Genomic DNA, 19190 nt, shown 5'->3' with positions numbered 1-19190 from the left:
AATCTTAACATATTGGCAGTTGAGTTTCTACTAATTGATTGGAGGGATTGGAAATGTGCAAAGAAACAGGACTAGAATTGGTAAAATTGCTTGCAGAACGATATGAGGAAGTAAAACGTATACGCGAATCCTTATCAAAGGAAACAGATAAAAATGAGTATCGGCAAAGAGCTGGTGAAATGATCGGGCTTGATTCTGCATCTCGGATAATTCGTGATGCGGTGGGAATTAGCTTTGAGGAATATATAGCTGCTACAGAGCACATTTAGACGTTGCTTCGGCCACTCAATCTGGCGGCGGCCTTACGCGGGAGGGATAAAGGATATGGGAACAATTACAGTGAACTACGGAAGATTTCAAGGGTCAGTAATATTCGCTAGCGAGGCAGCATATGAGGCTGACAAAAGGGTGGGGATTGCAAGCGGGCGGATTGGAACTATTAAGTCTGATTTAACGCTTGAACGTAAGCGCCTGGCGAATCCGAAGTACCCAGCAGAATATAAGGATGAAACAGCAGCGATTATCGAACGCTTGGAAGTTGAACTGTTGGCTTGGCAAGGCGCGTATCAAACGGCATGTGAAGAATTCTCTAGAGCGGGTGGCGTTGTTTAATAACACGGGGCTACGGCCCCTCTATAGGAGGTAATCGTATGGATACGTTAACGTGGATCGTAGGTATTGCGGCTTTAGTCGCTTCGATAATTGTCGCGGTTATTGTATTCCGAAATAAATAATACGCGGAGGTGCTTACGCAATGAATAAACGTAAATTCTGCGCAGGACGCTACGCAAATGGCCGCTTGTACGTGCGCATCGCCGCCGGGAAGTGGGCGGAGCTTTCAACGCTGTTATAACGCACTAGGCCGGAGTTATTCCGGCTTTTTTCGTGCACTCTCGGCCTTAAACACGTATTCTCCACGCCTAAAATACGTTCCCGCTATCTTTACGCTTTCAGGCGTATACTTTTCGATCAAACCTCCGTAATCTGCAATTCGTCCGTCCTTTTCGTAAACTGTAACGCGTGCTTGTGTGAGTGCCACGGAGAGTAAATCTACGTCAGTAATTAGCGTTTTCATGCGTAAATATTTCGACGGATTTGCGTAAAATCCTTCGTCTTATGGTTGCTTTTTTAGGGGTTTCATGACTATATACATTGAGGAAGTAGAACGTTGCGGGTACACTCCGCACGCCTCATCGGTAAAAACGTGAACACGAAAGGATGACGTATACATGGCGGCTAATGAAATCAGCGCGCGAATTAACGTAGATGTGTCCGAAGCACTTGCCGGACTGAAGGCGATCCAACGTGAAGCAAAGAAGGCTACGCAGGCATTGCGGGAACTTGAAGCGGCGCAAAAGGCGGTGCGTGCCGGTGGCTAACGAGATTAAACCGTATCTGACCGACGATGGCCGTTGGGTCCAAGAGGTTCCAGTTGACGGTTACCGTGTTGAATCCGAAGAGGAAATCGCCAGGAAACGCGAGTACGCGCAAAGAGCGGACGCAGCCTCGCGCAACACGAAGCACTACGTAACGTCATACCACGGCGGCGTACGCAATCTCACGTCAATGCTTTCGTTGAACGAACTCGGAGCGGTGATGAAACTGCTTCCGTACATGCGATTGGACAAGGGTGGCGACCTCTATTACGAGGGAAAGCGTATGGGTTCCGCTGAGATAGCGAAAGCAATCGGAAAGGTTACACGCTGGACTGTGGCGCTTATAGGGACACTAACTAAGTGCGGAGTCCTTACGGAAGCTAAAGAGGGCAGGCGTAAGGTATATGCCGTCGATTCGGAGTACCACTCGATCGGACGCGCGCTTAAACAAGGCGAATCATTTACGAAAGTTTACCAAACAAAAACGAGGTCCGACGTCAAGAACTTAACGGTTCAGGCGGCGGGCCTTTTATATTGCATGATACCGTATGTACACTACGAAATGCTTTACCTCTGTACGAATCCGGACGAAAGAGACGTGAGTACGCTTGATCACATTACGCAGGCATCACTCGCGCGAATCATCGGGGTTGACGATCAAACTGCGCGACGGGGCTTACGTGATCTGAGTAAGAACGGCTTCGTCATGCGTTCTGAAGCGTTTGGTGCGGTCGTTATCCGCATGAATCCGGACGTGATGTACCGTAAGAAGTTCGATAATGACGAGTATACGCAAGGTGTACGGTTTGAGTTTGCGCAGAACAAACGCGCTGCTGAAGCGGCTTTTGACGGGGATGACGAGGACCTTCCATTTTAGGGGGTATCAAATACTGCATAGTTAGAGCCAAAAGGGTATCAAATACTGCATAGTTCAAAAATGGGTTTCGCCTTAGAGCGCCAAGGGTTTCAGCCGTTTTAGGGGTCGAGCAACTCTTTATCTTACACACTACGTGGTAAGCGCTGCGTCACTTCGTTCCTTGCGGATCACGCAGAAAAGTATATTGATAAATAATCTCTATACGCGTTCGGAGCCGGTAGGCGACGGCAAGGAGCGAAGCGACGCGCAGTATCTCTTTAGTTCTCGTAGATTCACTATGAATCAGCGTGAACAATACGGTATCTAGCGTAAAGCGAACGCACAGTGAGCGAAGGGAGGGCGTAAGTATCGAACGGTCAACATGGACGGAAATAGACGGCAAACCTGCGTTAGTATTTAACAACGGAATACCAGCGCTTGTATTCGTAAGTCATAACGCAGATGGCAGTAACGATGAAACATACGAGAACGGAGTATATGCGTACAATCTTAACCGGATTGATATTGCTTCCACAGTCGATAAGATTACGGAATATACAGCGTTGAAGTACCCGATAAAATAACGTGAAATGAGCCGCTTTACTCTACGCCTTGCCTGAGCGTAGGAGAGGCGGTTCTTTTCGTTATTTACACGTTAAAAACACGGAAGGAGGACGTATATATGTCGAAGAAAATAACGGCTGAACAATACGTAGCTATCGAGTGGTTATCTATTCCGAATAAGGGCGGTAAGACGTTCGAAGAGATCGCAGCTATCTGCGGAGTTACTGCGCGTACATTAGAGAACTGGCGTAAGACACCGACATTTGATGCGGAGCTAAAGCGTGCGATCATCCGTAACAATAGCGCTAAGCTACCGGAAGTAGTCGAATCTATGGCGGAATGGGCTATCCGTGAGGGTAACGCAGCAGCCGCTAAACTCGTGCTTCAAATTAACGGGATGCTGACGGATAAGGTCGAGGTTGAAACGAAGGGTGCGAATGCTACGGATGTAGAAGCGCTGAGGGCGCGGATTGAGGCGTTTAAGGTGCGTAAGGGTAGCGATTCCGAAGATACGGAATAGGCGCGTATATATAAGAAGCGATTTGTGCGTGGTGCCTTCGGATACTTTCGGATCGGGTGTGTTTTACCTACACGAAGCTCCTGGCGCACGCCCCCTCCGAAACTTTCCGATTTACACCCGTACACTTCACCGAAACACCGCGTCACTCTACGAATATGCGACCGTATCTCGAACACATGTTCGTTGAATAAGCGGTGCATAAACGCGGTAGGGGATACGGGAAATACACGTATAATCTTCCAGTATGTAACGGGGCTAATCCGCATAGCAACGCGGGTTATCCGTATTATGCGCTGGAAATGTATATGCAATGTATAACGCGGATTTATGCAGCGTAAATAAACGCAGTAATGGCGCGGGTTCCGGACGCAGACATATTCACAAAACCGTGTATTTTGTGAACATGTCCGTGCATACCCGTGTATATCGGTACCTTTACGAATAGAGAACGAAGAAGGGAGTCTGCGCTTTAATTGCGTTTGATTAACGCTTTAATACAACGCAGGATCACCGTACCCCCAAGCGCCCCCTCGCGCGGCCCGGAATCTGGTGCGCAAATAATCCACGTATCAAAATTAACTTTTGACTTTTACGGAGGTGCAACGTATGGATTGGTTCGAGCTTAGAGATATGTCACCGCAAGATCGCGCTAAATTGTTCGCTGAACACTTCGAAAGTTTGGCGGAGGTGCTTACGCTACATCCGAAATCCTACGTTACTTACGATCAAGACTGGCCGGTGTATTACGCGAGAGTCGGCAAGTCGGAGCCGTTTCATTTTGCCTACGGATATGCGGCAGACCCTAATGACGCGCTTATGTTCGCAGCACTTGCCTATAAATTGACGTGAAATTAGCGTTTAAACACGTTGACCCTAACGAGACTATTCGGAAAATACGAAACGGGCTCATTTCACGCTAAATCTACGTCAAAACTAAGGGAGGAGGCGGTATCTATCGCTTGGGTTAACGGAAAATGGATCGGTCGCGACGAACGGGAAGCGCAAATTGACGAACTGGCCGCGCTAATTGACGCACTTGATGGCGTAGATATCGCCGCCTTGAGTGACGAGGATCAACGCGAGATAGAGACGCAGCTTTCGGAGTACGAGCGGCTAAGCGTAATTAACGAAGCCGAAACGGACTTGATTGCGTTCGCGCTCGAATACTTCTCGGAGGCTAAAAATCCGGGTAACGCGGGCAACTGGGACGGCTTCGATATCGTAGACGTAAACGAGGCGCCTGATTTTCACCGTGAAATCGCCGTGATAATGGACGATGTATCTAACGTTAATACCAACGATAAGGTCGCAGTCGCTGCGCCCCGTTCTCACGCCAAATCAACGTATTTATCAAAGGCGTTTCCCCTACGCGAGATAGTGTACCGGAAACGTAAGTACGAAATTATCATATCGGAGACGCCGGCAGTATCGAGCGGTAACCTGGACTGGATATCAATGCAGCTCAAGCATAACGAGAAGCTGCGGAGGGACTTTGGTCCTTTATTGTCTCCGAAACAGCAGGAGAACCCGAAGGATAATTCCTCGGAGTTTATCGCGTGGGAGCCGACAGACAACGGAATACCGAAAATGCTCACGAAGGTTGAAGCGGCATCTACCGGGCAGGCGCTCCGTGGACGTAACTGGAACGGTGTCCGTCCGGATTTGATCGTATGTGACGACTTGGAGGACATCAAGTCTAACGCAGCCACACCGGAGCTCCGCCAGAAGATGCGTGACTGGTTTGCACAGACGGTCGTACCGCTAGGCGATCCGAAAGGTAAGCGTACAGCCTTCGTATACATGGGAACAACGGTCCATCACGAGGCGCTACTCGTTAACGTACTGTACAAGCGGTCGGACTTTAAGTCACGAGTTTATCGCGCGGTTATCGAATGGCCGGAACGTATGGATTTATGGGAAGCGTGTCGGCTCGTTTATACCGACCGAGATAACCCGAATCGAGCCGTCGATGCGCGCTCTCTTTACGAGATGAACCGCGCGGAAATGGATCGCGGAGCTACCGTATTGTGGCCAGAAGCGCAGCCGCTATGGAAGTTGATGACGTGGAAATGGGATAACGGTACGAAGGCGTTCAACACGGAGTATATGAACAATCCAGTAGACGAGGAGTCCATGATATTCAATCCGGAATCCTTTACGTATTGGGACGGAAAACTCGACGAAGTATTCTCGCAATATCCGCGCCCGGTTCCCGAGTATGACGTTTACCTCGGAATTGACTTCGCGATGGGCAAAACAAGGGGCGACTACTCCGCCGTGGTTACGATTGCGCGACATAAAGCATCCGGTACGAAGTACGTGATTGATGCGTATGGGGAACGCGTTAAGCCAGACGAGTTTATGCGCGTGATAGTCGAGAAGACGCTGAAATACCAGCCGACAGCAATCGCGGCGGAAGCGCAGGCTGCGCAGGAGTTTTTCGTCCAGAAGCTAAAGGAAGCGTTAAGGACTGCGGGCTATCCCGCTCAGACCCGCGTTAAGGAAATACATCAACGGTCCCGTAAGGACCTCCGTATAGAAGCGCTGCTCCCGGATATCGAGAGCGGCGCTATTCAGTTTTCGCGGAAACATTCGTTATTACTGGAGCAATTCGAGTTGTACGGGTCCGGTAGCCACGATGACTTACCGGATGCGCTCGAAATGGCCGTAAGTATTGCGAAGACGGGGCGGAAGAAGCTCCGGAATAAGCCGAAATGGATGTAACCTAATTTATTTTTGAAATAATTATATTCTCGATAGCTGACTTAACCTCAGTGCCTTGGTTCTCTTTAAGGTTGTGCATAACCTCATCAGTGAATACAGCAAAGGAGCGACCTTGATATTGTACGAACCAAGTGGTATCGGTACCTAATGCTGGTGGTGTGACGCTAAAATCCGCGTTTTGGTTTGCAGCCTCCTCTCGCAATTCTTGAAAAGCACTTCTGATTTCACTTAAAAGGTGTTTCCTGTCTTCAATCGCTTGTTTTCTGTCTTGATCACTTTCAATTTCTTCTATTTTGCTGTCCAGTCTATCAAAGAAGCTCAAAAATATCCCTCCTCTATATCATAGGGAAATTATACCACGAAAGGAGGATCTTTGTGACGGAGTTTTATGACGCAAGAGAAACGAAACTATTTTATACCGGAGCTCAATATCCGCCGGTTTATGAGATTCCTCGCTTGGCGAAGTATGAACGCGGACGGGCTATTTATCAAGGGCGCCACGTTGAGATATACGATCGCGCCTCCGGACTCCTAAAAGATACGCCGTTTGCGCCGCAGCTCAAAACGTTATTTATCGCGGTCAACCTTATGGACGTGTTGCTGACGAAGCCCGCGGATTTGATGGTCGGCGAGGCTCCCACGTTTGAGACCGGACACGATCCGAAATCCCCCGAGCAGACAGCGCTAAGTCGTATCGTTGAAGAGAACGACCTAACGCAGATGATCCACGAGATTGTAATCGGAGCAGGCTTTCGGGGCGATTCGTTTCTCAAGACGTACTACGGACAACGTGCGGACGTATCTGAGACGCTGCAACTCGGTTTGGATGCGCCGGACGTACCGCTGGAGCCGATTATCGAACCCGTAGACGCTTCAATTGTATTTCCGGAGCTGTCCCGCGGCTCTAAGAAGCGATTTAAGGCGGTAAATATCGCATGGGTAGAGTGGGAGATAGAGAATAGCAGCCGAATTATGTCGTTCTTATCCGGAATCCCGACTACAGAGACGCCGTACCTAAACGTGGAGCGTCATATACCGGGCTATATCGTGTACGAAAGGTATGAGCTTACGGAACGGGGCGTCGATGACCGATGGGGAGCGCCTATTCCAACGTATAACATCGGAGAGTCAGTTCCGACAGGACGGGAGCAGGACGTTGTGCCGACAGGCATGCCGGAATTGCTTGTCGAGCATGTCCCGTATAAGACGACAGACGCAGATTGGCGCGGGGAAAGCGGTACGGAAAAGCTGGAGAGCGTTCTGGCTGCGATTAACGACCGATTAGTACAGATTGACTATATCCTGTGGAAGCACAGCGACCCAACCGCGTATGGACCCGATTTTCAGGAGGACGACGACGCGACAGTACGCAGCGGCGGGCGCTATATTCCCGTAACCAAGGACGACGCAACACCTGGTTATATGACGTGGAATTCTCAACTGGAGGGCGCGTTTAAAGAGCTCGATATTCTTCTTGGCCTTGTTTACCAAATCAGCGAGACGCCGCAATGGCTGTTTGGGACGACGCTTGCCTCTGATAAAGGCGGAACAGGAACATCACATACGGACGCTGGCGCGATTAAAGCCCGGTTTATGCCGATCTTGTCCAAGGTAAAGCGCATTAGAGCGCATGTTGATCGGGGCCTACGTAATGCGTTGTGGAAGGCGATGAAACTGGAGAACCACGCCAACGACGGCGTCGACGATTTCACAGCGTACGAAGCAGTGTACCCTACGATTACCTGGCGCGATGGGATTCCGCGTGACGAGAAAGAAGCGGCAGAGGTCGCTAACCTGCGCACTGGTGGTAAACCTACATGGTCGGTTACTGACGCAATCAAAGATTTAGACGGCGTAGATGACTCGCAGGCAGCCGAGCTTGTCCGTCGAATTGACGAAGACGAGCAGCGCGTTTCGGGCACTGTTGACGCTTCTATTTTTAATCACGACGACCCAGGTGGTGACGCCTAATGGACGATCCGAATTACGATGGCCCCGTGTCTAAACTACTCGGGGCTTTTCGGCGTGCTCGTTCGGCTATTGGTTCCGCCGTCAGTCGCTTATTTACGCGGGGAGCTAACCGCAAGACAGCGGATGCAGCCGCGAAGGAAGCTTCAGAAGCTCTCGCGAAACTGAACGCGGAATCTAAGGAATGGGTGAAGGACAATCTTACGAAAGCCGCGCAGGATGGCGTAAAGCGCGCATTAATTGATCTTGGCGCTGCTAAAACGCTACTTGAAGCTGCTGAAAAAGCGAAGTTGAACCGAGCTAATCGCGATATGTTGGCGGCTGCAATACAAGACACGCACGCGGATGTGCTCGCCGTAACTGCGAATATGGATCGCAAAACGAAAGCGGCTATACGCCAGTCTCTTGCGGAGTCGCTTCGCGCGAATCTATCGCAAGGAATAAACGGAAACACGACGCTTCAGCATGACGTGCTCGATCGAATGCGTAAGGTACTCGGCGATGAGGTCGATACCGGGATCATTGACGCAAAAGGTCGCCGCTGGAAACCGGAAGCTTACGTCGATATGCTCGTCCGTACGAAGATGGCGGAGACACATCGGCAAGCTACGATAAACGAAGCACTCAGTCGCGGTGTTTACTATGCGCAAATATCAAGTCACGGAGCGAAGGACGCTTGCAGTAAGTGGGAGGGGCGGATTGTCAAACTAACGCCGGACGCCCCCGGCGATTACCCGTATTACGGCGATTTACCTCGACGGGATATCTTTCATCCGCGTTGTCGTCACGTCTTGATGCCCGTACGAAATCCGAAATAATTACGGACCTACGATACGTCCTAAAACTGACGGATACTATGCGCTACGCGGCGCTTAAACGCGGGGAGACATATGAGTAAAACAATCAACGCTAAGTATCCGCTGAATCTTCAGTTGTTCGCGGAGGGCGATCCAGACCCAACGCCGGACCCGCCGATTGATCCGACACCACCAAAGACCTTCACACAAGACGAACTCGACCAGGTCATAGCGGATCGTATCGCCCGTGAACGTAAGAAGTATGCAGATTACGACGCGCTTAAGACGAAATTGACCGAGTTTGAGCTTGCTGATGAAGAACGGCAGAAGGCGGATATGACCGCAACTGAGCGTCTTGAGGCGGAAAAAGCAGAAGCACTGAAAGCCGCGGAGACTGCGAGGGCTGAGCGTGACCAAGCGCTAACAGCCGCTAATCAACGCCTCATTAAGGCTGAATTTCGCACGTTGGCGCGTGAGTTAAACGTTAGACCAGACGCGATTGACGACGCGTATGTACTGGCGGATTTGAGCACTGCGTCCGTTGGGGATGACGGAAGTATCAACGGTGTCAAGGACGTAGTAAATGCGTTAATCGCGAGTAAACCGTTTCTGGTTGAGCAGCCGAAAAAAGAACCGTTGCCAATCGGAGGCCCTTCCGGTGGAAATCCGTATGACAAGGAAACACGTACACTTGAGCAGCAACTTGCGGAGGCAAAACGAATCAGAGACTTCGCAAAGGTCGTCGAGCTATCCAATAAACTTACGCGCTAAAGCTTCGGAAAATCCGAGGCTTTTTATTTTGCCCAAATATAAGGAGGAAGTTTATACATGTTGAGAACTTACGATTTTCAGGACCAAGTGCGCCAGCTCGAAGCGGGTATTTCCCTAATTATCGAGGACGCACCAAACTTGCTCGGCATTGTGGGGCTAGGCTCCAACTCTCTGTATCAAACAAAGTTCGAATGGATGTCCGATAACCTCAACTCTAACCGCGCGACCGCCGCTTCCGCGGCTGCGGTAGGTGCTACGGCAATTACTGTCGCCGAAGGCGATGGACTCAAATTCCGCGTCAATGCGATCGTAGTTTCTGGCGAGGAGTATATGCGCGTTACTGCCGTAGCTGGTGACGTCATTACCGTTGTCCGTGGTTACGATGGCACAAACGCAGCAGCGATCGAAGCCGGCGGAGAGATTCGCATCGTTGCCCGTCCGCAGTTGGAAGGTGCGCTGCCCGGTGTCGACGAAGGTCATGACCGTCTCGTAGATCACAATGTGACGCAGATCATCGAGCGTTATGCGCAAGTGTCTGGTACACAACAGAACGTGCGAACCTATAACGTTACGGATGAGCTGAACTACCAAGTACAATTGCGTCTAAAAGAAATGCAACGCGAGATGAATGACTGGTTGATTTATGGTCGCCGTATTGGTGGTGCCGCTGGTATGCCTCGTACAACTGGCGGATTGCTTTATTTTGCGGACAAGAAAGGCGCTGCGAAAAAGAATGCCGAGGGTAAGGAAGTTACCCCTGCGCTTCTGAACGACCTGTCCGAACAAATTTACTTGCGTGGCGGATCGGTAAACACCATCTTGACTAACACCGCGGGGGCTCGTCAAATCACGAAATTTGCTTCCGATACGATTCGGACTGAGCGCACGGACACCGCTACCGGCCATAAGATCCAAACGTTCGTTTCTGATATCGTGGGCGGCTCCGTAGCAACCGTCATCGTCGATCCGAACTTTCCGAAAAATAAAATTGCACTGTTTGACCGCGATATCCTGTCCATCGACGCACTGAGCGGCCGTGCGCTGCATGACGTGGACGCTACTGTACCGGGCGCTGACTTTGTTGCTCGTCAGATTCGCGGCGAGTACGGTGTAACAGTCAAGAATGCGGGCGAGAAGATCGCAATCCTGGATAACATTAGCACAGCGGTGTCTTAATTGGGGAGCTTCGGCTCCTCTTTATATTTAACGGAGGTGACTACGCGAATGGCGAAGTACCACGCAAGCCCTCATTACTCCCTTGACGGCATCGAGTTTGACGTATGCGGAGTTTATGTAACCGAGGATGCCGGCGAGATAGCACGTTTGGACGTGCTCGTACCTGTTTGGATTAGCCGTATTGACGAAAAAGAACCGGAGGAACCGAAGAAACCACGCGCTAAGAAGGCGCAAGCGGAAACCTCCGACGAATAAACGGAGGTGTTACCGTGGCAACTACGATATTAGCGGCAGATGCGTACATTAACGCGTCTTGTCTTGACGTAGAGGATTGGCAAGCGAGTGACGCTGCGAGAAAACAACGAATGTTAAACGTCGCAGGACGAACGCTCACAACAGCTTATCCGAAATACGTCATTCCGGACGCGGCGACATACGAGTTTGCGAATGTACTTTCGATACTCTACAACGATACCGGGCGTCTCCAGCGTCAGGGCACCGCATCATTCGGCTTGACCGGCGTGTTTAACGTGACGTTTAAGGACGGAAGTACGACGATGCCCTACGACGATCTACGTAAGTTTATACCGCAGACTGCACTCGACCTTATCGGCGCGGAAAATGGCGTTAAAATATCGAAGCGTTCCGCGAAATGGGCGGTGATGTGACGTGCCACTCGTATCCATGCGGCAAACAATAACGATAACGAAGGCTGCGAAAGGCAGCGGGTGGGGTCACTCGTCGCCTGGCGCAGAAGTAACAGTATCCGCACGCGTTTCCGAGCAGACGAAGACAGTTACGAATCAGTTCGGAGACGAAACGGTATCAAGCATGACGATATTAATCGACAAGCTGGCGGACGTATCGTACGACGACGAGATTACGTACACAAACGAACTCGGCGTAACGATTAAGCGCAAGCCAATCGCAATCCAGCCTAAACGCGGGTTATCCGGTAAGGCGCTAATAACGGAGGTGAACGTATAGATGGCGGTAAACAGACTTGATTTTGACGCCACACGCGGGGCTCCGTTCATTAAGCGCGTTATCGGACGATTCTTCAAGGGCTACGGTTCGCGACTGGAGAACGCGGTGGCCGACGGTTCGAAGCAAGGCGTTCAAGACGTTATGGACGAGTGGCGGCGGGAGTCTACGGACATTGCTCCGCTGAAGACCGGTACGTTGCGGCGGTCTATATCGACGGACGTTACGAAGCAGGGCGATAAATGGGTAGGCGAGATCAGCGCGTCTGCGATCGAGGTTAAAGGTAAACGTAAGTTCGATTACGCTACGTATCTTAACGACGAGTTTCCGAAAAAGCACGGCGACTCCTTCCGCAATCCAACTACGCCGGGAACTGTTCCGGGGTTTTTGGATAAGCCTGCGGAAGAGAATGAGCGCGAGTGGCAGCGTATGATCGAGGGCCAAATTAAAGCGGCTATCAGGCGAAAGGGGCTGTAATATGGCGCTGATTAGCGAGATTGAAGCGATAGAGGCGTTCATAAAGCGGAAATACACGACCGCAACATACGAGAAGCAGACAGTCCCGGAGCAGCCTACGCCGGGGCTTTTTGTTGTCCGCTTTTTGCGTGATGGTCGGACGCTTGAAACCGGAATGCATTACCGAATCGACCGCGATTACCAGATCATCCATTTCGCAAAGTATGCGGAGGAGACGCTGCCGATTATGTCCGAGTTGAGCGCGGCTATTTACGCAGAGGGCGGACTGCCTGACGTGCATATGCGCTTTGAGGGCTTCGGATTCAGTCAACCGGTTCTGACGGAGAACAAGATATACGCGACGGTCGGTGTTTTGCAGACGACGGTACGCGAGCAGAAGCCGCAAAAGCAATATGACAAAATCAATCACATACATCCGCGTTACGTGTAAGCAGGGCGTCCCAATGGGCGCTCTTTTTTATTTCCAAAGGAGGTTTTTAGATGTCCGGAGGTTCGTGGGATCCAACTGCATTAGAAATTCAGCCGGGGCTGTACATCAATTATGTCGAAGCGGCCGCAGCGCAGATTAACGGAGGCGCACGCGGTACGGTCGCAATTCCGCTGCTTAACTACGGTGCGAAGGCGACCGCCAAGACGTTTTACACGGTCGAAACGGAGAAAGCCGCATCCGATACGTTCGGGAGCGCTAATATCCAGTCGATCTTATTTGCGTTGCAGGGCGGTGCTAAAAACGTGCTCGTCTATACGATGCCGAAAACGCCAGTCGCCGAGGACTACACGGATATGCGTGCGGCTTACGATGCTCGCGAATTTAACGTGTTTGTTTTCGACGGTGAATTTAACGCGGACGAGCAAGCGTTAACCAAGACGTGGACAATCCGTAATCGGACGGAGGGCAAGCACTTTATCTCCGTAATCGGAGGCGATGCAGCAACAGACGCCGATCCTGCGCTTGGTAATGCGCGGTCCGTACTTAACGCGGACAACTACATCGTCAACTTGATTAGCGGAGTGGTTATCGGCACCAAAACGTATCTTTCGTCCGCGTTCGCTCCGTGGGTGGCCGGCTTGATTGCGGGAACTGCGATTAACCGCTCGACTACTTACGCGCAAGTACCGGCGGACGACGTGACTCGGCGCTTGACCAAGACGGAGTTTGACACAGCGCTTACAGCCGGTTCGTTTGTTTTCGTTAACGACGGTACTCGCGTGAAGGTTAAGCAAGGTCTCGTTACATCGAAGCAAAAAGTCCGCAATATGCGTGCACGTCAGGCGATTTCTACGGACATTACCAAAACCGCGGAAGACAATTACATCGGCAAGCTCAATAACAACGCTGACGGTCAGGCCACGTTGATGGTTGCGATTAAGGCGTACCTGGAACGCTTGGAAATCTCGGGTGTACTGTCGGGACCTGCCGTCGGGCTTGACCCGAATTTCCCATCCGTAGGTGACCAAGTATTCCTCGCAATTAGCTACGTAGAGGTCGACAGTATGGAACGCATCTTTATCACAGTGAACGTATAAGGAAGGTGAAAATAGATGGTACTAGACGCTACACGCGTAATCAGTGGTGCGTACGGAGCGGTAAACGACGCAGACGGTAACTGGATGTCCAACGTTTATTCGTGCGAGGCGAACATCGAGATTGGTTTCGAGGACGTTAAGCTCGCTGGTACGCGTTGGATCGGGAATAAGGTCACGTCGCTCAAAGGCTCCGGTTCAATCGGGAGCTATATGGTGACCTCGGAATGGATCGAAAAAATGGCGCAAGTCACCGACGATAAGAGTCCGGCATTTACTACGGAGCTCGTCGTCAAGCTGGACGACCCCGAATCGTTTGGTGCGTATCGCGTGCGGCTTAAAAACGTCACGTTCGACAAGATTCCGATTATCAACTACGAGGTCGGTTCGATCGTTGAGCAGGAGCTTACGTTCTTGTTCAGCGGCTACGAGGTTATGGACAAAATTCGCGCGGCTTAATATACGGGGGTCCTTCGGGGCCTCTTTTTAATTACGAAAATAAACGGAGGTTGACGTAGATGGCTAAAGGTTTAGAGGCATTACTCGGAGCAACGACGGATTTGAAGGAAGAGATTTATATTCCGCGTTTGAAAACGCATTTCACGATTAAAGCACTCGACGAGGACGCAATCGAACGGGCTCGCACGCAGGCAACCACAGGCAAGGACGGCTCCGTAGATGATGCGCTATTAAACCGCTTGTTAATCGTAAAGAGCGCGGTCGATCCGGATTTCAACGACAAGGCGCTTAAAGATCATTACGAAGCGTCCGACGCAGCGGACTGCGTGAAGAAGGCTCTACTCCCCGGTGAACAGACACGATTGATTCAAGCGGTATTGGCGCTGTCCGGCTTCGTGGGAGACGCGGAGCTCGTTGAAGACGCAAAAAACTAATCAAGTCGGGCGACCCGGAGGCGTACATGCTACACGAGATTTTCCAGCGCCACGGGATTCCGCCCGACGAGGTTTACGCAAAGGAACGAAGGCACCGGATGTTTATGTACGCGTCGATGATGCTCCAGCTTGAACGGGAAGCGAAGGCACGGCAGAACTAACGCAGGAAGGAGGTAATTACGATTTCATTCGATTTGATCGGACACTTGCGGCTGATTGACGATATGTCCCGTCCGCTCCGTAAAGCAATGGGCGGAATGCTCAAGTTCGGAGTAGCAGCAACGGGGATTGGCGTTGCTACTACAGGGATCGCGTTCGCGGCGGACTCCGTCAAAAAGGCGATGGATTTCGAGGCTCAAATGAAGACAGTACAGGCGTTAACGGGCGCGACCGATGAGCAGACGAAAGCTATGCAACAACTCGCGCTCGAACAAGGCGCTGCAACGAAATATAGCGCGCTTGAGGCCGCTCAAGGGATCGAGGAATTACTCAAAGCAGGTATGAGCGTCGAACAGGTCGGTAAGAAGGGCGGACTTAACGCGGCGCTCAACCTCGCAACAGCGGGCGGTCTCGGATTGGCAGAGGCTGCGGAGATCATGTCAACCGCGCTCAATTCTTTCAAAAAAGATGGGCTAAAGGCGGCGCAAGCTGCGGATATTCTCGCCGGTACCGCGAACGCATCCGCGACTGACGTACACGATTTGCGTTATTCCTTGGCTGCGGTTGGTTCCGTCGCTGATGGCGTAGGGATGTCGTTTAAGGATACGAATACAGCGTTAGGTCTGTTCGCGAATAACGGATTAAAGGGCGCAGACGCGGGTACATCGCTGAAGACGATGTTATCGAACTTGGTTCCAGCAACGGACAAGGCGTACGGCATGTTCGAAGACTTCAACCTCTTGACCGTAAATACTACGGATGCTCTTGCGTTTATGAGTAAAAAGGGCATTAAGTCAACCGGAACCTCCGTACAAGCGGTTACGAAGGATATCGAGAAGTACGTCGCAGCGCAGACGGGACTCAAGGTGGGTACATCTAAGGCCGCGAAGGAAACGAAGAAGTTCCTGACTGCGAGTAATCTTATTCATTCCGCTTTCTACGATAATAAGGGCGAAATTAAGGACTTGGCGCAGGTAGCGGATTTGCTGAAGAACCGTTTCGGCAAGCTTACGAATGAGCAACGTCAATACTACTTGCATCAGATATTCGGGTCCGACGCGATCCGCGCTGGAAATATCCTCTTTAAGGAGGGTGCGGCTGGCGTCAAGAAGTTTCAGACGGAAATGGCGAACGTTACCGCCCTCCAAGTTGCGAAAAAGAAGATGGAAGGCGCAGCAGGAAGTGTGGAGCAATTTTCCGGAGCCTTAGAGACCTTACAGATTTCCGCCCTGATACCGACAATGCCGATCATTGCCAAACTTGCGGACGCAATGTCTAACCTCGTTATTAAGTACACTCCGCGAATTACGGCCGCCATGCAACGCGCAGTCGATACGTCGAAAGCGTACTTGAAGACGCACTTTATAAACAATCCGGAGTTTAATAAGCTTCCGGACATTAAGAGTAAAATTGCGTTTGTGTTCGACGACGTGAAAAAGATGTTATCCGATTGGTGGAACGGAGGCGCGTCCGAAAAGTTTGCGCAATTCGGGAAGGACTCCGCAATGGCTATCGGAAAGAACTTTGCGAGCACGATTGTCAATAATCCGGAGTTTGCGTTTATCCTCGGTTTGTTTATCGCAGGTAAGGCACCTAACCCGATAGGGCTCACCGTAGCTCTCGCTATTACTGCGTCCCCGTGGGTTAAGAAGACAATTGACTTTCTGAGCGGTGGTCTAAAGGAAGTCAGCGGTTCCGCAAAAGGCGAACGTCTGTTGGAGTACAACGCACACCTGAACAGTTTACCCAAAGGAACCCCCGCACTTTCAGGAAAAACCGAGATGGTTCCTACTAAAGAGTCGGGGTTTACGAGCAGTGTCAAGCAGTGGTGGAGCGAAACCACCGGAAGCAGCGGTTGGAGCGGGAAGGCGAGCGGCCTCGACAACGTTCCATATAACGGATTTAAGGCGCGTCTCCATAAAGACGAAGCGGTCTTAACGAAGCACGAGGCGTCAGAATGGCGCGATCAGCAACGCGGAGGCGGAGCGGGCGGTGTCGTAATTAATATGTACGGTACGACGATACGCGAGGATGCGGATATCGATAAACTAGCGCGCCAACTAGCGGTTCAATTAGCGAGATAGGAGGCGGTGTTTTGCAGTTTTGGCTCAAGTATAACAACGGAGCAGAAGTCCTATGGCTCCCCGTTAATCCCGAGAGTATTCAAACAACGATGACTCACGGATACGAGGACGTTGAGATTTCGAATCTCGGCGAGTACACGATAATCGGCAATCAACGCCTCCGTGGGTTCTCGATGTCATCGTTCTTTCCCCGCGATTACAACGCGGGCTATTGTTCGTATACGAACCTCAAAGAGCCGCGCGAATACGTCGCGATAATCGAACGCTGGATGCGCAGTGGTAAGCCTGCGCGGTTTATCATTACGGGCACCTCCGTTAATTTCGCGGTTACTATCCGAAGTTTTGAGTACGAGGAGCGCGGCGGTGAGCCGGGCGATATCTATTATACGTTGTCCCTCAAAGAGCACGTATTTATCGACATCGCAAAGAAATCGGACAATAAAAAGCTTACGGGCTCCGCGTCGAAAACAATGCCGAAACTTACATCGGCGGCAAAGCGTCCGAACGCAACCGTTAAGGCAAAGTCGTATACGGTCAAGGCAGGTGACTCGCTATGGAAGATCGCGCAGCGAGCGGACGTACTTGGCAACGGCGACAGGTGGCGGGAACTGTACGCGAAGAATAAGTCCGCAATCGGGCCGAATCCAAACGTACTTAAGCCGGGGCAAAAGTTGGTGATTCCGTAATGGCTACGCAAATTAAGCTGTTATACGACGGAAAGTATTGGATCGAGCCGCTCGTCAAGTCCGCAACATGGTCTGGAGATGTAGCGCAGCCTCACCGCACGTTGTCTATCTCGTATTCCAATACACTAAATGCGGACGACAAGCGGATCGCGTTTGAACTCGGGAAGGAACTGCGTTTTTACGTAGATGATGTCGGTCTCTTCCGCGGCGTTATCTTTACGTACGATATTGACGATAGAGGTGACACGACGATTACTGCGTACGATGAAAACGTGTATCTTACGAAAAACGTAGATACGCAGAAATTCGTTGGCAAAACGGCTGGTGCGATCGTGTCCTCGCTGTGTAAATCGTTCGGAATCCCGGCCGGAACTATCGCGAACACGGGCTACGTTATTCCGAAACTCATCCTCCGCGATATGTCGTTGTGGGATATGATAACGACGGCCTTAACGGAAACACGTAAGCAAAATAACCGTAAGTTCTTCGTTTACTCGCGCGAGGGTAAGCTTTTTTTGCGTGAGAAGAAGGACGAAATTGTCCGCTGGATGTTGGAAGATGGCGTTAACATTACGTCAGCGCGACGGTCTCAGTCGATTGAGGAGATGCGGACAGCGGTCAAGGCGCAGGGCGGCACGGACGAAAAGCCGATTACGTCCACGGCGAAGGATGCCGCGCTGATTAAAAAATATGGAATGATGCAGCACGTAGAGTCTGCGGACAGTGACGCAACAGCTTCGCAAATTCAGCAGCTCGCAAAGGCAAAGCTGAAGGAACTCGGCAAAGTCGGCGAAGACGTATCCGTGGATGTGTTAGGCATCACGCAAGTCGTCGCGGGAACTGCCGTTTATGCCTTCGAGAGCATGACGGATATTGTTGGCGGCTATTACGTAAATGCGGATACTCATACGTTTACGAACGGTACACACATGATGTCGCTAACGTTGAGCAAAACGGACGACCTTCCGAAATTGGAATACGAAGAATCGGAACCGAAGAAAGAAGCGGCCAAGAAGAAGAAAAAGAAAGCGAAGGAAAAAACAACGAAAGCTTCATCGGGCGGCACCACGCTGAAGGTGTTGGATACCGTATCTGAAATGGAATCCATACGAGGAGGTGCGAAATGATCGAACGAATAGACGGAGGCGGCGTATCGCAATTCCGCGACGTCATTAAGCAACTCGGCCACAACGTAGAGGTCGATATCGAATACGCGACGATCATCGCACCTCCGCCAGCTCTCCGCGTGCAAGTCGATAATATGAAAATCGAACTCGACGGAGATGACGTAATCATACCGGAGCATTTGCGTGAACATACGCGGAAGGTGTCCGTTAAAAGCTCCGCGGGGTCGCTGTCACCGACTACGCTCGAACTCAACCGCTATACGCGCGTAACAAAGGAAACGGAGTCGTCCGCACCTGTCAATTCGAAGGCGTTCAGTGACGTGTTTAACATCGGCGGATTCACGTCCGGCGAGTTCGAGATTACGTTTCACGACACGCTGAAGGCGGGCGACCGCGTAGCCGTTGCGTCGTTTGGCGCGGGACAACGTTATATCGTGTTGGGGCGAATGGGAGGTGCGGCCGATGGCGCTTAGTCCATTATCGGCGGTTGACGTTGATTTGAGC

Annotated in this window: 27 protein-coding genes; 25 read left to right on the top strand and 2 right to left on the bottom strand. The window is 51.2% G+C overall.

The genetic code is table 11. The annotated features are described in order from the left end of the window. Positions 1-53: 53 nt before the first annotated feature. Both ABH897_RS16820 and ABH897_RS16815 read left to right on the top strand, forming a co-directional pair. On the top strand, positions 54-269 hold the full coding sequence (locus ABH897_RS16820; protein ID WP_137062294.1) for a hypothetical protein: 216 nt from the start codon (positions 54-56) through the stop codon (positions 267-269). A gap of 55 nt (positions 270-324) precedes the next feature. Then, positions 325-612: a hypothetical protein gene (locus ABH897_RS16815; RefSeq protein ID WP_404592450.1), complete on the top strand. Its 288-nt coding sequence runs from the start codon at positions 325-327 to the stop codon at positions 610-612. 256 nt (positions 613-868) lie between these two features. On the opposite strand, the gene ABH897_RS16810 is transcribed toward ABH897_RS16815, so the two are convergent. Next, on the bottom strand, positions 869-1075 hold the full coding sequence (locus ABH897_RS16810; protein ID WP_404592449.1) for a hypothetical protein: 207 nt from the start codon (positions 1073-1075) through the stop codon (positions 869-871). A 154-nt stretch (positions 1076-1229) separates the two neighbouring features. Here ABH897_RS16810 and ABH897_RS16805 point away from each other — a divergent pair, with 154 nt between their 5' ends. From ABH897_RS16805 to terL, 6 genes are all read left to right on the top strand, one after another. Further along, entirely contained in the window at positions 1230-1379 is a 150-nt protein-coding gene (locus ABH897_RS16805; RefSeq protein ID WP_404592448.1) for a hypothetical protein, read from the top strand. A 595-nt stretch (positions 1380-1974) separates the two neighbouring features. After that, positions 1975-2253, top strand: coding sequence for a hypothetical protein (locus ABH897_RS16800; RefSeq protein WP_404592447.1), 279 nt, complete (start codon positions 1975-1977; stop codon positions 2251-2253). Between the two features lie 287 nt (positions 2254-2540). Then, the gene (locus tag ABH897_RS16795; RefSeq protein WP_404592446.1) at positions 2541-2816 is read left to right on the top strand and encodes a hypothetical protein; all 276 of its coding nucleotides are present in this window, start codon (positions 2541-2543) and stop codon (positions 2814-2816) included. Positions 2817-2914: 98 nt separating this feature from the next. Further along, positions 2915-3316: a phBC6A51 family helix-turn-helix protein gene (locus ABH897_RS16790; RefSeq protein WP_404592445.1), complete on the top strand. Its 402-nt coding sequence runs from the start codon at positions 2915-2917 to the stop codon at positions 3314-3316. A gap of 606 nt (positions 3317-3922) precedes the next feature. After that, a complete protein-coding gene (locus ABH897_RS16785; RefSeq protein WP_404592444.1) occupies positions 3923-4165 on the top strand; it encodes a hypothetical protein in 243 nt (80 codons plus the stop codon). A gap of 18 nt (positions 4166-4183) precedes the next feature. Next, entirely contained in the window at positions 4184-6040 is a 1857-nt protein-coding gene (gene terL / locus ABH897_RS16780; protein WP_404592443.1) for a phage terminase large subunit, read from the top strand. A 1-nt stretch (position 6041) separates the two neighbouring features. Here the strand turns inward: terL and ABH897_RS16775 are convergent, their stop codons facing one another. Beyond that, positions 6042-6362: a hypothetical protein gene (locus ABH897_RS16775; RefSeq protein WP_025365274.1), complete on the bottom strand. Its 321-nt coding sequence runs from the start codon at positions 6360-6362 to the stop codon at positions 6042-6044. 53 nt (positions 6363-6415) lie between these two features. On the opposite strand from ABH897_RS16775, the gene ABH897_RS16770 reads away from it, so the two are divergent. The 17 genes from ABH897_RS16770 (at position 6416) to ABH897_RS16690 (ending at position 19159) form a co-directional block, all read left to right on the top strand. Further along, on the top strand, positions 6416-8011 hold the full coding sequence (locus ABH897_RS16770) for a phage portal protein (RefSeq protein ID WP_404592442.1): 1596 nt from the start codon (positions 6416-6418) through the stop codon (positions 8009-8011). Beyond that, positions 8011-8826 carry a phage minor capsid protein gene (locus ABH897_RS16765; RefSeq protein ID WP_404592441.1) on the top strand — a complete coding sequence of 272 codons (816 nt, stop codon included), beginning with the start codon at positions 8011-8013 and terminating at the stop codon, positions 8824-8826. Before ABH897_RS16770 ends, ABH897_RS16765 begins: the two co-directional genes overlap by 1 nt. 72 nt (positions 8827-8898) lie before the next feature. Further along, the gene (locus ABH897_RS16760) at positions 8899-9576 is read left to right on the top strand and encodes a phage scaffolding protein (protein ID WP_404592440.1); all 678 of its coding nucleotides are present in this window, start codon (positions 8899-8901) and stop codon (positions 9574-9576) included. 57 nt (positions 9577-9633) lie between these two features. Then, positions 9634-10752, top strand: a complete 1119-nt coding sequence (locus tag ABH897_RS16755) for an SU10 major capsid protein (RefSeq protein WP_283654432.1) — start codon at positions 9634-9636, stop codon at positions 10750-10752. Between the two features lie 48 nt (positions 10753-10800). Continuing rightward, positions 10801-11007, top strand: a complete 207-nt coding sequence (locus tag ABH897_RS16750; RefSeq protein ID WP_283654433.1) for a hypothetical protein — start codon at positions 10801-10803, stop codon at positions 11005-11007. A 14-nt stretch (positions 11008-11021) separates the two neighbouring features. Further along, positions 11022-11420, top strand: a complete 399-nt coding sequence (locus ABH897_RS16745; RefSeq protein ID WP_404592439.1) for a hypothetical protein — start codon at positions 11022-11024, stop codon at positions 11418-11420. A 1-nt stretch (position 11421) separates the two neighbouring features. Continuing rightward, positions 11422-11739, top strand: a complete 318-nt coding sequence (locus tag ABH897_RS16740) for a hypothetical protein (protein ID WP_404592438.1) — start codon at positions 11422-11424, stop codon at positions 11737-11739. After that, positions 11740-12213 carry an HK97 gp10 family phage protein gene (locus ABH897_RS16735; protein WP_283654436.1) on the top strand — a complete coding sequence of 158 codons (474 nt, stop codon included), beginning with the start codon at positions 11740-11742 and terminating at the stop codon, positions 12211-12213. It begins immediately after the preceding gene. Position 12214: 1 nt separating this feature from the next. Further along, positions 12215-12643, top strand: coding sequence for a hypothetical protein (locus ABH897_RS16730; RefSeq protein WP_283654437.1), 429 nt, complete (start codon positions 12215-12217; stop codon positions 12641-12643). Between the two features lie 50 nt (positions 12644-12693). Further along, on the top strand, positions 12694-13740 hold the full coding sequence (locus tag ABH897_RS16725; RefSeq protein ID WP_404592437.1) for a phage tail sheath subtilisin-like domain-containing protein: 1047 nt from the start codon (positions 12694-12696) through the stop codon (positions 13738-13740). A 15-nt stretch (positions 13741-13755) separates the two neighbouring features. After that, entirely contained in the window at positions 13756-14196 is a 441-nt protein-coding gene (locus ABH897_RS16720; protein ID WP_045245306.1) for a phage tail tube protein, read from the top strand. A 59-nt stretch (positions 14197-14255) separates the two neighbouring features. After that, positions 14256-14630, top strand: a complete 375-nt coding sequence (locus tag ABH897_RS16715) for a phage tail assembly chaperone (RefSeq protein WP_404592436.1) — start codon at positions 14256-14258, stop codon at positions 14628-14630. Positions 14631-14656: 26 nt separating this feature from the next. Next, on the top strand, positions 14657-14791 hold the full coding sequence (locus ABH897_RS16710) for a hypothetical protein (protein ID WP_404592435.1): 135 nt from the start codon (positions 14657-14659) through the stop codon (positions 14789-14791). Positions 14792-14824: 33 nt separating this feature from the next. Continuing rightward, positions 14825-16873 carry a phage tail tape measure protein gene (locus ABH897_RS16705; protein ID WP_404592434.1) on the top strand — a complete coding sequence of 683 codons (2049 nt, stop codon included), beginning with the start codon at positions 14825-14827 and terminating at the stop codon, positions 16871-16873. An 11-nt stretch (positions 16874-16884) separates the two neighbouring features. Next, positions 16885-17559, top strand: a complete 675-nt coding sequence (locus ABH897_RS16700; protein ID WP_404592433.1) for a LysM peptidoglycan-binding domain-containing protein — start codon at positions 16885-16887, stop codon at positions 17557-17559. Continuing rightward, on the top strand, positions 17559-18686 hold the full coding sequence (locus tag ABH897_RS16695) for an XkdQ/YqbQ family protein (protein WP_404592432.1): 1128 nt from the start codon (positions 17559-17561) through the stop codon (positions 18684-18686). The genes ABH897_RS16700 and ABH897_RS16695 overlap by 1 nt, the downstream gene beginning before the upstream one ends. After that, positions 18683-19159 carry a DUF2577 domain-containing protein gene (locus ABH897_RS16690; protein ID WP_404592431.1) on the top strand — a complete coding sequence of 159 codons (477 nt, stop codon included), beginning with the start codon at positions 18683-18685 and terminating at the stop codon, positions 19157-19159. Before ABH897_RS16695 ends, ABH897_RS16690 begins: the two co-directional genes overlap by 4 nt. The last annotated feature ends 31 nt before the right edge of the window (positions 19160-19190 follow it).

The organism is Paenibacillus sp. RC73 (assembly GCF_044908085.1).
Lineage (GTDB): Bacteria > Bacillota > Bacilli > Paenibacillales > Paenibacillaceae > Paenibacillus > Paenibacillus terrae_A.
The sequence above is the reverse complement of the archived record's forward strand: the minus strand, read 5'-3'. Positions and strand labels throughout refer to the sequence as shown.

Coding starts and splice junctions, on each gene's coding strand:
- ABH897_RS16820 (WP_137062294.1), top strand. CDS start 54: ATGTGCAAAGAAACAGGACTAGAATTGGTAAAATTGCTTGCAGAACGA.
- ABH897_RS16815 (WP_404592450.1), top strand. CDS start 325: ATGGGAACAATTACAGTGAACTACGGAAGATTTCAAGGGTCAGTAATA.
- ABH897_RS16810 (WP_404592449.1), bottom strand. CDS start 1,075: ATGAAAACGCTAATTACTGACGTAGATTTACTCTCCGTGGCACTCACA.
- ABH897_RS16805 (WP_404592448.1), top strand. CDS start 1,230: ATGGCGGCTAATGAAATCAGCGCGCGAATTAACGTAGATGTGTCCGAA.
- ABH897_RS16790 (WP_404592445.1), top strand. CDS start 2,915: ATGTCGAAGAAAATAACGGCTGAACAATACGTAGCTATCGAGTGGTTA.
- ABH897_RS16785 (WP_404592444.1), top strand. CDS start 3,923: ATGGATTGGTTCGAGCTTAGAGATATGTCACCGCAAGATCGCGCTAAA.
- ABH897_RS16765 (WP_404592441.1), top strand. CDS start 8,011: ATGGACGATCCGAATTACGATGGCCCCGTGTCTAAACTACTCGGGGCT.
- ABH897_RS16760 (WP_404592440.1), top strand. CDS start 8,899: ATGAGTAAAACAATCAACGCTAAGTATCCGCTGAATCTTCAGTTGTTC.
- ABH897_RS16755 (WP_283654432.1), top strand. CDS start 9,634: ATGTTGAGAACTTACGATTTTCAGGACCAAGTGCGCCAGCTCGAAGCG.
- ABH897_RS16750 (WP_283654433.1), top strand. CDS start 10,801: ATGGCGAAGTACCACGCAAGCCCTCATTACTCCCTTGACGGCATCGAG.
- ABH897_RS16735 (WP_283654436.1), top strand. CDS start 11,740: ATGGCGGTAAACAGACTTGATTTTGACGCCACACGCGGGGCTCCGTTC.
- ABH897_RS16730 (WP_283654437.1), top strand. CDS start 12,215: ATGGCGCTGATTAGCGAGATTGAAGCGATAGAGGCGTTCATAAAGCGG.
- ABH897_RS16725 (WP_404592437.1), top strand. CDS start 12,694: ATGTCCGGAGGTTCGTGGGATCCAACTGCATTAGAAATTCAGCCGGGG.
- ABH897_RS16720 (WP_045245306.1), top strand. CDS start 13,756: ATGGTACTAGACGCTACACGCGTAATCAGTGGTGCGTACGGAGCGGTA.
- ABH897_RS16715 (WP_404592436.1), top strand. CDS start 14,256: ATGGCTAAAGGTTTAGAGGCATTACTCGGAGCAACGACGGATTTGAAG.
- ABH897_RS16710 (WP_404592435.1), top strand. CDS start 14,657: ATGCTACACGAGATTTTCCAGCGCCACGGGATTCCGCCCGACGAGGTT.
- ABH897_RS16695 (WP_404592432.1), top strand. CDS start 17,559: ATGGCTACGCAAATTAAGCTGTTATACGACGGAAAGTATTGGATCGAG.
- ABH897_RS16690 (WP_404592431.1), top strand. CDS start 18,683: ATGATCGAACGAATAGACGGAGGCGGCGTATCGCAATTCCGCGACGTC.